Annotated in this window: 1 protein-coding gene; it reads left to right on the top strand. The window is 54.6% G+C overall.

Annotated features, from left to right (window positions below; translation table 11 throughout):
• Window positions 1-41: 41 nt before the first annotated feature.
• A complete protein-coding gene (locus RMSM_RS10870; protein ID WP_008695309.1) occupies window positions 42-15614 on the top strand; it encodes a tandem-95 repeat protein in 15573 nt (5190 codons plus the stop codon).
• The last annotated feature ends 111 nt before the right edge of the window (window positions 15615-15725 follow it).

Here is a 15725-nt window from a genome sequence, read left to right as displayed (position 1 = left end):
AAGCAAACGTCGGTTCCGGTCGCGATGATCTGCAAGACATCGTGATTCGTAGCGATGGTGCGATGTATGGGTACATCCGATTGGAAAATGGTAACGGAACGGTCGGGCAATTGGTGAAAATCGATCCGACCGATGGATCCTTCCTGACAACGCAGAATGACAACATCCCCGGTAATGGTACGACGCCTAATACGAACATCTACACCAATGCCAATCCGCCGGTTTCGGATCAATTGGATCAATTTACGATCTCGCACGATGTCGATGCCTTTACGTTCGAGCGTACGGGAACGACCGGTCCATCCAGCGCACCGGTGCCGACCTATGATGTTTATTACTCTGTGCGTGAGTCCGATGGGACATCCAAGTTGTATCGCGCACGTGAAAACGGTGATGCGTCACCGCGAAATGCATCGGGAGGGCAGCCAAAGTATGGCTATTTGGGACATATTCAAAGTCCAGGCGTGATCAATGCGTCCGAGACGTTCTTGGTGCGTGATTCGTCCAATCCGGTGAATTCCACCACGATCGAATTTCGCTCCAAATTGCCGGGGAAACGTGGTAACGATGTCTCTGTCATAGTGACCTATGATCAAGTCAACAGCGGTGCCGGTGCAACGGTTACGAGTGCCTCCAACCCCGCTGCAACGAATCCGGTGATTAATTTGCGGATTCGCTACACCCGCGACAACAACGGCGCCATAAACGGTGGTCCCACTGCGGGTGCCATCGTTGACGCAATCAACAATCATGTGAATGCTCGCGAGCTGATCACAGCAGTGATTACGAGCGGAAATACGGGTACGAATGGTCGAAACTTCCTCCCCGATGGCACGATTTCAACGATTCCTTTGCTGGGGGGCGACGACGGAGCGATTGGCCCGATTTCGGGCCGCGTCACTGGACTCTCTTTCGACAATTTCCTCAGTAACGGCAACCTCTTTGGCGTTACCAGTGCAGGAGAGTTCCTTGAGATTAACCCGGACAACGGCTTGGTGATCAATCGCAAGGAAATCTTTGACTCGTCAGGTAATCCCTTCAGCTTCCAAGGACTCGCACTCGGCCCTCAAAACGTCAACGACGGCGCCTACGCCAATACATTGTTTGCCGTTACCAGCAGTGGTGAAGTGGTTGCGTTGGATTCGGCGGGCGAACCTGTCTACGCCTTTGAATCGAACAACAGTTCTCAGTTGGTAACCGTAAGCGGGACGCCATCGGGGGATAGCTTCTTTACGTTGACCTTTGATAACGGAGTGACACGTCAGACAACCGAGCCAATCAAGGCCGACGCACCGTATACGTCCAGCGTGAATGAAGAGCAGACCATTTCAACGGATGCCTATTCAGGTGACTTCACGTTGTCGTTTGAGAAAAATCAAGGCGCCGTCAGCGCGCTCTTGCAACCCATTCTGACAGCGCCTGCCCCAGGAACGTCCCAAACGATTCAAGTTCAAAATGTTTCGGATCAAGCGTTCACCGAGCAATGGCCAGCGACACCGTTCGTGATTCAGGTTCAAAATGAGCAGATGTTGGTGACCTCACAGGTAGGGAATGCGTTCACCGTGACACGCGGGATTCATAATACGATTCCGACGACGCACCCTGATACGGCAACGGTGGCCGAAGTAACGACGTCGCTGTTGACAACACCGATGTCGGCGACGGCGAGTTCGGCGTTGACAGTCACGGATCTATTGAGTGCCAGTAGCAATCTGAGCATCAGCTCACCATTGGCCCTTGACATCAGTCCAACGGCGCTGATTCTCGAAGTCGATGATGCCAGCCTTTTTCCGTCCGCTCCATTCCCAATTCGGGTGAACGGTGAGGAGATGTTGGTGAGCGCCGTGAATTTGCCAGCCAATGAATTCACGATATCCCGTGCTGAGAATGGTACGACCGCGACGAGCCACCTTGCGGGTAGCCAAGTCCAAGTCGTTCCAGTGAGTGGAGCCCCGGTGGTTGGGCTGGATAACAATCCGGCCAGCACGACGTTGCGTGTGGTCGACGCGTCGATTTATCCGGACACCAACTTTTCGATTCTTATCGGTAGCGAAGAATTAGAGGTGACTGCGGTTGACTTGGTTACGAATGAGTTGACGGTCATCCGAGCTCAAAACGGAACCGCGATTGCTAATCACAACATTGGGACTCAGGTTCGTGTGCTGCCGGTTGCGGGTGTCACAACGGGAGCCAGTATTACGGCTGCCGCGACAACGATCGAAGTGATTGATGCAGATATCTTTCCTACTGCTGTTCCCTTTACAATTCAAATCGAGAACGAAGAGTTGTTGGTTACCAGCGTTGACACAACGCTAAATCGGCTAGCGGTGACGCGAGCTCAGAACGGAACGGTAGCAACGACGCACGATCTCGGAAGCCCTGTTCGTGTGATTCCCGTCTTTGGGACGGGGTTTGTTGGCATTGATAACGCCTCGACGACGTTAAGTGTGGTGGATGCATCGGAGTTCCCCGCTGCACCGTTTAGCATTCGCATCGATGACGAAGTGATGTTCGTTTCAGCGGTGGACCTTGTTGTTGACCAACTTACTGTGTCGCGAGGTGAACTCGGCACTTCGGCAACATCGCACCAGATCGGTGGTTTGGTCGAAGTGCTGACGCAAAGTTCGAGTGCGCTGACGTCTCAAATTGGTGCCAGCCAATTTGCAACTAGTTTAGAGGTGTTCGATGCTTCGGTTTTCCCGGCGACTCCGTTTACGATTCGAGTCGACCGTGAAGAGATGTTGGTTACCAATGTCGATCTCGGCACGAACACGTTGACGGTGGTGCGAGGCCGCAATAAAACTGCAATTGACATTCACTACGTGCCGCAAGTGGCCACGGTTGTCAGCGATACGTTGACGGTGGAAACGGACGCTCCGTTTCCAACGACGACTCCGTTCAATATCCGCATCGGGGATGAAGATCTTCGAGTTATCAGTCGGACGGGCAATCAATTCAATGTGATTCGTGGAATCAACGGCACCGACCGCGTACCTCACAATGCGGACGAAGTCGTTCGGTATATCGAAACCACCGCACCGATTGCCTACGATGCCACGGCGGCGCAGGTTGCCAGTGCACTTCACGCTCTACCGTCCATTGCATCCGGCGATATCACCGTGTCGATCTACGATGGGCCGCTTACTGGTGACGCAAGTGGTACGGTAACGATCGAATTCACCAACAACTTGGGCAAGAAGGACTTGGTGGAACTGACCTCGGACACCTCGGGGCTTGAGAAAAACGAGGTCCAGTCGATTACGTTGGATTCGTTGATCGTTGGTGGCGCGTTCCAACTTCAATACGATGGTGAAACCACAGGCGATCTCAATTTCAATGCGACTCCTGCGGAGATTCAAGCTGAGCTTGAATTGCTTGCCAACATCGGCCCCGGCAACGTCGTTGTGACGGGCGGACCGCTTCCGGGGACGCCGATTCAAGTTGAATTCACCAATACTCTCGGCAGCCAGAACATTCTGCCGCAGATCACCGTGGTCAATGACAGACTAGTCAACAACGAACGTCAGCAATTATCGATCAACGGCGGGCCGACCGGAGGAACGTTCACGCTCAGCGTTCCTGGACATGGTACAACGGGGAATATTAACTGGAATGCCAATGCTGCGGCAGTGCAGACTGCGCTAGAGGGTATCGGTACTATCGGCGTAGGAAATGTGACCGTTACCGGTGGCGGGAATTTACCAGGCGCCACCTTTACGATCGAGTTCAACGGAGCACTTGAGGATACCAATATTGGTAATATCACCCGAGCCAATTCGTTTACGGGCGGAACCAATCCAAATGTGGTTATCACTCAAATCATTGATGGTGACTCGATCATGGGAACAACCGCGACCGACATTGACGGAGGTCCCGTATCGGTTACGCACGTAACCGACGTCGACGGTGTACTGAGTGTTCGAGACGCGATCGTGGGGCTGTTGACAATCGGGAACAATGACGTTCGTGTCAGTGGCGATCTGCAAGGCGCTGGCGTCGTGGTTCAATTTACGAACGCCTTGGGGGGTACGGATCAGATCGTGATGGAGGTGGACAACTTCCAAATGAGTGGTGGAACGGCCAACGTCGTGATTGATGGTACGAAAGGCGATGGAGTACCTGATGATTTTGTCAGTCGTGTGACTGCAATGGCAGGAACTCCAACGGGCATTGCATTTTCACCCTTGGATTTCAACCTTTGGCATCCCACGACCAAACGGGCCGACGATGCTGGTCATGGCGTCAATAACGCCAATGACAATAGTCGTAATCCTGCAAACGAAGACTATACGATTTCGAATCCCGGAGACGCCGGTGACGATCGCAACGTCAACGAGGCCAATGGCGGATTGAGTTTCCATTTTGGTTTCGAGCAATGGGTACAAAATCCCACCAGCAACAGCGATAGCTATATCAATTATCGTGCGGGAACCAACGCTCAATTGGGCATTCGCACGACGGTCCAGCACGCTGACCTTAGCAGCAACACCGACATTCGCAACTCATACAACTTCCCCGGTGGCGGGCTGGGAAGTTTGGTTTCGAGTGATTTTTCACTTGCCGGTGCTGACGCAAAGGATCGGCCCACGTTGTACTTCAATTACTTCTTGGAAACCGAAGGTGATGACGGATCCAGCAACAACAACGACGGCACCGATCCGTTCCGCGATAGTGCACGCGTCTTTGCATCCCGCGACGGTGGTGTTACCTGGGAATTGGTGGCGACCAATAATTCCGAACTCAGTGCGGCGAACACGGGCGGACCTTTCGCCGAGTTGCCTGGCTTCCTTTCGCATTTGTCGGATGCCGGATTAAATGCAGATGCGCCGCGTGCCGAGAATCATCAAATAGTTCAAGAGTTGTTCGATAACTCCGGGAATTGGCGTCAGGCGCGGGTTGACATGTCGACCTTTGCCGGTGAACCGAATATCCAGATTCGAGTCGACTTTAGCACTGCCGGAGCAATGGACGATTCGTCACTCGGTGGCACCGATTCGACGTTTGGTGAGTTCCGAAACGGCACGCGTTCCATCCGAAGTCAGGACAACCTATACGAAGGGTTCTACATCGACGATATCATCGTCGGGTTCGCAGAACGTGGTGAAATGGTGACCGGGCCAGCCAGTAACACCGATCGTGGCATCACGAATCTAGATAGTGGACGAACCAACGATAATAACCCGTCCGCACGTCCCGATATTTTGTCGGGACCCTACCAGTTGGAAATTCGACGCTCGGGTGAATACGCATTTTTGCCTGATGCGACACAGTCGCCTATCATCGTCGGCACCACGTTCGATACTAACGACAACCATACGCTTGATGTCGCGTCGACGGCGACCACCGCATTTGAGCCCGCGGACGGAAGCTTTATTTGGACGCCTACGGATATCGAGATTCAAGGTCAGACGATCCCCGCAATTGCAATCTCGCCGTGGGCAACGTCGACAGACCAACCGTTTACCGGCACTCAAAGTTTAAAGTCAGGTTCGTTGAGTGTGTTGCCCGCCAGCATCTATCAAGCGACTCCGCTTCAGTTGGGCGGCGTTGCAGCAGGTGCCGGCGTAATACAATTTGCGTACCGCACATCAAGTCCGAATGGCGACAATGGTTTGCGATTCTTCATCAATGATCGTCCGCAAGCGTTGTTACCAACCGGCGGTGACGAATCCGGAGGAAACGCAGATACATCGTTTGCAACCGGCGACTCGGGATATCGTGTTGTAAGTTTCCCGTTCACCGATCCCACCAATACAGTGTTTACTTGGGTGTTTGCATCCGCCGATGGCACCCCCGTCAATTCGGCAACCGATGTCGCGTTCATCGATGACATCAATGTATTACAAGGCGGCACCGGACTGCTGGGTGACAAAAACCGTGAACGCGCCCAAGGTATGTTCATCGTCGATTCGAATGTGATCCGTGACTCAGGCACGCTCGGAATCAATGTTCAGCCGGGGACGGAACAAGTTAATGGTGGGATGCCACACCCCGGATCGACCATCAATTTCCCACAAGTCGATCTTGATCGTCTGGTCCCTGGAATCGTCGTTCAAAACAACGTCATCGTGGGCGATTCCGCGATTCGATTTGCCGGGGAAGCGAGTGCCAACCCAAGTCGTCCCGTTCCGTTCGGCCGCTTCGTCAACAATACGCTCGTTGGCGATGGCAGCGGAGGGATCGGATTCGATATCACGGACAATTCAAGTCCGACATTGATGAACAATATCATTACGAACTTTGGCACGGGGATTCGTGACAATACGAGCCAACCGCTCGTGATTCGTTCGAATTATTTCCAAGAAAATGGCACCAATGGGCCTACCGGAACGGATGCGATCGTGCAGGCTGCGGGAACTCCGTTGTTCGTCGATGCTGCCAATGACAATTACTACCTAGTCGAATCATCCTCAGCGCTCGACAGCTCGCTGAACCAGCTCGAAGACCGTTTTGACTATGTCACATTTAAAACCGAGCTTGGCATCGCAATTTCCACCATCGATGCTCCCGAATTGGATGTCTTTGGTCAGTTGCGAATCAACTCATCAAACAATCCTGGTGGAGGTGGTTCGAATGTGTTCGTCGATCGTGGCGCGGTCGACCGCTCGGACCTCGAGCAGCCGTTTGTCGTGCTCTTAAATCCAATCGATTATGCCAATACGCTTCGTGAGGATCGCGACCCGAATCTAACGGTCGTGCATTTGAGTGATCCTATTGCGGATTCATTTGTATTCTTGCTGAATGATGGTGCGGGCCCCAACGCACCGTTTGAAGGGACCGGGATCAACCCAGCATCGGTCAATCCAGCGACCATTACCGTTCGCCGAAACAATATCACGCTCACCGAGGGTGTTGACTTTACGCTCGGTTACAACGAGCTGACTGGTGAATTACGGCTGACGCCGTTTTCGAGCCTTTGGGAACCAGCGGGTGTTTACGAAATCACGTTTGACAACAACGTGATCGGCGATAATGCCGGCAATGCGTTGCGAGACAACCAGGCTGATGGGACGACGAAGTTCACGATCATTCTGCCTGAGGTGCCTTTGGACTTTGGCGATGCCAAATTGTCCGGCAGCTTGAATGTGTATGGCACGCTGTTGGGCAATGATGGTGCTCGGCACGCGATCATCAATAATGCATCGCCACGATTGGGCAGCTACGTCGATTCGGAAGATGATTCCGCCCTGCTCACCGGCGGACTCGATGATACGCCTGCGACCGTCGTCGCGACTTCACCAAGTGCCTCGGCGATCTTTGACATCCAACCGCATGCGACTGCCGCCGGCGGGACCACCATCCGCATCGATTCGCTTGCCATTCCGCCAGCAGCCGGAGATGTGATCTCGATCGATATCGGTCGCGTCGCCAAACAGTTCGAACTCGTTCCAACCGGTATCGCTCCAGGCGTTGGGAATATTCCGGTTCGGTTTGCGACAAGTGATACCGCCGCTCAAATCGCCACCAAGCTGATCGCCAAAATCAATGCGGAAATGAACGCGGCGGGCGACTCCTTGGTCGTACAAGCCGTTGCGGGAAGCTCCGATACGATCGAGATCTTCAATCGCGACGACGAAGACGGTGTCAACGTCGGTGTCTATAACGATGGGACCACCGACTACATCGTGTTCCTGAAACCTGGAGTGACGGGCACCACAACGAACAAAGAGGACATTCTCGGGTTCTTGAATCCTCAAGATCCAACCGGCGCTCAGATTCCGGTCAGCGTGACGGGGACGGGCTATGTCAGTGCGTGGATTGACTTTGACGGAAACGGCGTCTTCCATCCCACACTGGAAAAAGTGATCGACAATGTGTTGATCAGCGATGCTGCGAATCCAACGATCTTTAACGTCATCACCCCGGCCGGTACGACCGATAAGCTGACCTGGGCTCGATTCCGAATTTCACCCGAAGGCGGCTTGCAACCCACTGGCTTGGCCGTCGGCGGTGAAGTCGAAGACTATCAAGTGCAGATTCACAATGTGCCTCTGCCTGTGCCAGTGGATGATCCAACATCACCATCGACACACTACACGATCAACGAAGACAGTACGCTTGATACGAACGATGCACCCGACATCATTCCATCGGTGCTCGATAACGATACAATCAGCCCGCTGGTTTTCTCACCCGTTACCGTGGTGCTCGATCAAGATGTTTCCAACGGCACCTTGGTGCTTGATTCGGCAACTGGTGACTTTGTTTACACACCCGATCCCGATTTTGTCGGGATCGATACGTTCACCTATCGGCTAGCAACGCAGCAAAGTGCGATCGATACGGCGTTGCCGTCGACGCTGTATGCGACGGTGATCATCGAGGTCCAACCGGTCAATGACACACCCCGAGCGGCAGATCAAACGGTCGTGCTACTCGAAGATACGGTGCGAACCGTTACGGAGTCGGAATTGTTGGCCAACGCGACGGCTGATGATGTGCCATCGTATCCAGCCGGAGCACCCGCATCCCCATGGGATGAATCAGGGCAAGTGTTGCACGTTGTGGCGCTGCACGTGGGGGCCACCACAATTGATTCCACCACGCCGATTGGTGATTTCCCGATCGCCACGTCGCGAGGACAAATTTTGTCGGCGACGTTCGATACGTCAGATCCGGCGAATATTTTTTTGGTCAGTTTCGACTACCAAGCCAACGCGGATCTCAATCGCGATAACCTTCGATTGCCAACCGATTCGCCGATTCTCGACGAAATCACCTACACGATCAGCGATGATGGTAAATCGGATGACCCGAACGTGCTTGGCGACGGAGGGGCCGATGATGAAATTGGCGTCCTCGATCCTGTCAACGGACGACTGACCCACACCGCGAAGATCTCGTTTGACGTGCGGCCGCAAAACGATGATCCGATCGCCAATGACGACGTGATCAGCAGGACGTCGGCACGATGGATGGCGTACTGGGCCGGTTCAACGTTGCCGGTTCCGACCGAGGATCAATCGCTAACCATTCCAATTGACTTCCTACTGTCGAACGATGTCAACGCTCGACCGACGGCGGCAGACGAACTTGCCGATCTGAACGATGGTGCGTTGGTGATTCCCGATCCTGGGACCGTTTTGACTACGGCACTGGGCGGAACGGTCACGTTCAACAACGACGGCACGTTCACCTACCGAGCACCCGACAATTTCTACGGTGAGGATACGTTTACTTACACCGCGGAAGATGCCGGAATCAACGAGGACGTCAGTGGCAACCGCCCGCTCGCCGCATTGACGGACACTGCGGTGGTGACCATTTTTGTCGAACCCATCAACGACAATCCCGTTGCCTTCCCTCGTGAACTACTCGTCGACGAGGTTGTTGAATACGATGCGTTTGGGAACCTTGTGAACAACGATCGCAAGGTTGCGTTCGACGCCGAATTCTTGTTGCAACAGTTCGGTACGAACCCCGTTCTGGCTGGTGTTGACGACCCAACCTTGATTGAACCTTACAACGAATCTAATCAAGCCCTCCGCGTGGTCGCGTTCACCGACGCCGACGAAACGATTGACGTGCAATCCGACCTGGCTGCAAGCGGCGGCACGGGAACCTTGACGATGACCACGCCAAGCGGAGGCGTCTTGTCGTTCAACTTTACTGCCGGTGCGTTCGTGGACGGTTTCTACGAACCGGCCGTCGACTACAACGGGCTGACGCCTCATGAAGCGGATCCGGTTAATCCGCTTGAGTTCTTTAACTACATCGTTTCTGATGATGGCACCGTCTTGCTGCCTCCGTTGCCACCGGGAACGGCCTACACGCCTGATCCGTTCGTCGAAACTCGTTCGTTGCCCACACGCGTTTCATTGACGGTTGCGGACAAAAACGATGCACCGGAATTTCCCGCCTTCGCCACGGTGACGTTCCCCGAAGACATTCAAGCCGACGGAACTGCGGTCTACTACGACATCTACGCCGGCAGTCGAATTGCCAATTACGATCCGCTAGCGGTACGGCCCGATGTGATCTTCCCAGGTCACAGCACCGCACTCGACGAACGAGCGACCGAGTCGTTGTCATTCAGCTACGTCTCAACCGTCGAACCGGCTGGCATGTTTTCGGCACCGCCCGTGCTGGACCAGTACGGCGTGTTGACGCTGATGCCAAATCCCGATGCCTTCGGATACGCAGTGTTTGAAATCACTGCGACCGACAATGGACAAAGCTTCAATGCGACGACCGGGTTGCTCGAAGATGACTTCCGCAGCACAACGCGAACCTTGACGGTCCATATCACGCCGGTCAATGATCAACCGGTGACTCAGGATCGCACGTTGACGGTTGCCGAAGTGGTCGACAATGATCCATTGACGGGCTTGCCCAACGGCAATCAGGCCATTTTGCCAATTCTGCCCGAGGACCTGCTGCGTCAATCGACGGTGAACGATCCTGCGATCCTCACAGAGCAACCGTCGCGTGAGAGTGATTTTGCGGATGGATCGCAGTCGATTTATGACGAACACGAACAGGATCTGCGCGTGGTTGTCTTTGGGATCCCCGATGGTTTTGGCGGATTCACAACGGTAACGTCCGCTGATAGTGGAACGGTCTTCCCGACCATCAATGGCGGAACGTTGATGTTCAACTTCGATGCTTCGGGGGCCTTCAGCGGCGGCGAGTATCGACCTGCGATTAATTACAACCGTTTGCCACCGTTTAATCCGACCGAAGCGTTTACCTATATCGTCGAAGACTTTGGCGCGACGACGATCCCCGGTGCGGATCAAGTCACGCCTGCGGCACCGTCACCGATTGACTATACCGCCGTGCCCGATCCGTTTGGCAACCTCAACAATCGTTCGGTTGCTAAGACCGTCCAGATCACAGTGACCGAGGTCAACGACCCTCCCTTTATCCCTGATTTTGACACCGGGACGACCACGGTGGGTGGGACCACGATCAATTACACTCCTAATTCGATCTCGTTTGATGAACGCGAGCGTACCGATGCTCCGTCGATGACGTTTGATCTCTATCAGATCCCAGGAGTGGGAATCGAAGCCGGGCCGCTGACGGCACTCGACGAGCTTGCCTCGCAAAGTCTGACCAGCATCATCATTCAACCTGCTTTTGATGGCACAGGGAACTCACTCGTTCCTACGGGGATGATGGCCACGAATCCGACCTTGACCGCGGATGGCCGAATCACGATTTCGCCGACACCCGATGCATTCGGAGTCGCCGTCTTTGACGTGATCGTGACCGATAGTGGTTCCGGTGTGGCCCCCAATAACAATGTTTCGATTCGCAAGTTGACGATCACGATCAACGCGGTCAATGATGTGCCTCAGGCAGCCGACCAAACGCTCGATCTTGTGACCGAAGCGATCGAACGTGACAGCAATGGCAACGTGATCAGCCCTGTGCCTGTCGCAAGTATCACGTTCGACAAGGCTCAATTGCTGCGAAATGCAGTTGAGGGTGTATTTGATCCGGCGCTCAATCCGAGCTTCAACGAAAATGAGCAAGATCTTCGTGTGGTGGCCTTCCGCATCCCAGGCGTGCCCGCGGTCGTGGATGGATCGATCGACGAAGCGGGGCTTACCGCAGGCAATGGAACGGTAACCCGTACGACGCTCAATAACGCAACGTTGACCTTCACGTTCGTCGGTGGCGAATTCGTAAGCGGCACCTACACGCCGAGCGTCGATTACAACCGTCGTACGCCTTTTGCCGCAGACGATCAATTCGAATTTAAGATCGAAGACCGCGGCTTGGTCACGATTCCTGGAACGAATCCGGTCGTGACCGAGGACACCGGTTCACTACGATCGGCGTATGCCAATGCAACGATCACGACGATCGAACAGAACGATCCTCCGGAATTCAACTTCCTGCCAGTCGTCGACGTGCTTGAACGCGACGACAATGGCGAAACGGTGGTTCCGAATTGGGCAACCGATATCCAAGCGGGGCCGTCCACGGCGTTGGATGAATTGGAACGGGAATCGGTGCAATTCACTTTGGTGCCGGCGTTGTCGAACATTCCAGCCGGATTGTTCCGATTGCCGCCGAAGGTCGCGAACAACGGTGCCTTGTCAATATTCCCATCACCTGATGCGGTAGGAACGGCCACGATTGTGATCGAGGCGACTGACCTCGATCCAACAACGCCTGGGTTTGTGCCGGCGTCGCACTTTGTGACCTTTACGTTGAACGTCCAACCGGTCAACGATGCACCGCGGCTAGATCCTGCGGTCGTCAATACATCGCAAACCTCGACCACGGATCCGGATCTATCGTATTCCGTTGGAACCGATGGCACGATCACCTACACACTGCGTGAAGACAACACTCAGCCGGGCGGTAATGCAACGACCGCGTACTTCATCCCGCTTGTGAAGGGTGCCGTAGCTCCGCCTAATGGGTTTGATTCTCTGGGGCTGCTCGATGTCTTCAAAGTCGGCCCTGATAACGAGTCGACTGCGGCACCGGGGGGATCCCAGATTCTGCAGCTTGCGAGCTTCCCACGAACGACTCAGCGTGGTGGATCCTTGACCGAGGTGTTCGAAAATGGCCAACGTGTCGGGCTGAACTATGTTCCGCCGATCAATTACAACTCGGCGATCGGAGCCGATGATGGGTTTACCTATTCGGTGAACGACAACTCGATCGTCAATGGGGATCCGGCGGCCGGCGAGACGTATTCGCTGACCCAAGGCACGTTGTTTGAAGATCAACGCACCGCGGTCAATCGTGTTCGCTTGCGAATGAGTGCGGTGAATGATCGACCGGAATTCGAAACGTCATCACTTAGTGTCGAATCGGCCGAAGATGCCGGAATGACTACCAAGAACGGATTTGCGTTCAACATCACCGGCGGTCCGCGAACGACCGCCACCGATGAATCGATCCAAACACTTGCCTTTGATGTTCAGCCGGTCGGCAATGCTGCTACTTTCTTCACCACGCAGCCTACGATCTTGTCCAATGGACGGTTGATGTACCAATCGGCGCCGGATGCGTTTGGTTCCTTCGAGTTCACGGTGGTGCTGCGTGACAACGGCGCGATGGAAACCGCAACCCGTGGTGATTTGTTCGAAAGCGTGCCCGTCACGATGACGATCAATGTTCGGCCGGTCAACGATGCTCCGGTGGCGGTCAACAATGCACCGAATTTGACTTACACCGTGGGCGAAGATGGTTCGGTTGTGATTCCGTTTGTGGGTAACGCCGCAGACAACCCAGGACTGTTGGACTTTTTCCGAGTAGGCCCCAGCAACGAAACTTCGGCACTTGTCGGCGGCGGTCAATCCATCGACGTGGCGACTCCTTATCCATCCACATCCGATGGCGGTGGTACCCTTACACCAGTGCTAAACGCCGCCAACGTGGTAATTGGACTGCGTTACACCCCGACGCTCAATTTCGCCGGGACTGACAAGTTCACCTATACCATTTCGGACGATGGGGTCACGGTCGCATTGGGAACCGGTGGTGCCGCGACCAACGATTTCAAATCGATCACTAACGAAGTCACAATTGGCGTCAACGCCGTCAATGATCCTCCGCAATTTAGTGGCGCTGGCGATGTCGATTCGGTCGAAGACCAAGGGCCTGTGGTGGTTCCCAATTGGGCAACCGACGTTCAGGCCGGGCCCGACGATGCGATCGACGAATTGCAAGGTGATGGAACGAACCCAGCACAAACGGTGTCGTTCATGTTGAACCAAATCAGCGGCAGCCCGTCGCTGTTCTCGGTCGCGCCGAGCGTGACGATCTCCGGCAGCACGGCTAGTTTGTCCTACACCACTGCGGCGGATGCGAATGGTGACGCCACCTTCGAAGTCACGCTCAAAGATGACGGCACTCCAAGCCAATCGGTGACCAAAACGTTTACGATTCGGGTCGCACCGGTCAATGACGTGCCAACCTTTACTCCGGGTGGTGTGGTCAATGTCGACGAGGACAGCGATACGTATTCGGAAGTTTGGGCCACCAATGTTTCGCAAGGACCTGCCGACGAAACGGGACCACCGGTTCGTTTCGAAGTCACTGTTCCAACCGAATCGCAAGGGCTGTTTGAAATCCTGCCGACGATTGATTCAAACGGCGTGCTGCAGTTCAAACCTGCGGAAAACGCTAGCGGTTCGGCTAGCCTGCAAGTGACTGCATTCGATTCGGAAGACGCCGCATCGATCGTGGCGACGCTGCAAATCAACATTGGCGAAATCAACGACAGACCCGTCGCGGTGAGTGACGAGTTGGATACCGACGAAGACGCCGTCGTCTCGATCGATAGTATCGATCTGACTGGCAACGATGTGGATCCCGATTTGGCGTCGAATCCATTGGAAACGTTGACGGTTGTCTTGCCCGCAAGTTCCACTACGCAACTTGGGGCACTTTTGACCTACGACTCGGTGAGCGGAAAAATCACCTACGATCCGACGGATGCGGCTGAACTGCAACGCATGAAGCCCGGTGATGTGCTCGTTGATTCGTTCTTCTATTCGGTCAAAGATGCCAGTGGCGCCGAAAGCGATCCTGTTGAAGTCCAGATCACAGTGCAGGGTGTCAATGACGCTCCGGTCGTCAATCCTGACGCGGTCATCATCAATGCGACCGGTCCTACCCTGTTCCGGCCGCAAGACAACGACGTGGATGTCGACGGCACAATCGTTCCGACTAGCATCGTGATTACCTCGCAACCAACATCAGGTGGATTGTCGGTCGAAGAGGATGGGACGCTGGTCTATACCCCGTTTGCTAGTTTCGATGGTGAGGATCAATTCCGCTACACGGTCGCAGACAACTTAGGGCAACAGAGCCAGCAAGCAACCGTGACCATCACGACAAGCCGATTGCCGATCGTGCCTGATTTCGATGATGTTGTGGCGACGTCCAAGGACACAACGATCGTGGATGTGGGAGCCGCAGCACAAGCCGTCGAAGGTGAGTTGGATTTGACCAGCCTTACCATTGTCTCGGGACCATCCAATGGAACCGCCTCGGCCAACGCGGACGGAACCATCTCGTACCAGGCTGACGCTGGGCATATCGGCACCGATTCCGTTCAGGTTACGATTACGGATTCAGCCGGTCGTGTCAGCGAACCAGCGACCATCAACTTCAACGTGGTGGCGTTCCGTTTGCAAAATCCGAATCCGAATCAGTTCAATGACGTCAACGCCAGTGGTTCGGTGACAACACTTGACGCATTGTTGATTATCAATCGCATCGGGTTGGCTCCGAACAATGCGTCCAGCATTCCGGTCACTTCGTCCGACAGCGGCCCGCCGTACTACGACGTGAATGGTGACGATATCATTTCGGCACTCGATGCGTTGCAGGTGATCAACCAGTTGTCGTTACAGGGATCGCAAGCGTCTAGCGAAGACGCAACTGGCCAAGGATCAGCAGAACAGATTCCTCTGCTGTCCTCTGTAGCTCAGTCGGCGGTTTCACAATCCACGACGCTGCATATCACCCCGGCGGTTGAATCGATTGAAACGCCGGCCAAGGTCGTCGACAGCTCGCAGCCAAGCAGCCAGCCCAAGGATTTCTTGGATTTGATTGCCGAAAGTCATGACGCGGACGAGGGCGAGGAAGAGGAGGATCGCTTGAGTGCCTTGGACGTCGCATTTGCGGATCTGCTGTAAGGCAAGCCCGGCGAAAACGAGGCTCGCCAAAGTCGCCCGACGTCTCCGACGTCGGCGATTCAGTTCTGGAAGTCACCTATTTCCGCCGGGCAAGCCCCCAATGCCATCTAT

Source organism: Rhodopirellula maiorica SM1 (assembly GCF_000346295.1).
Taxonomy (GTDB): domain Bacteria; phylum Planctomycetota; class Planctomycetia; order Pirellulales; family Pirellulaceae; genus Novipirellula; species Novipirellula maiorica.
This window is presented reverse-complemented; position numbering and strand designations above follow the sequence as displayed.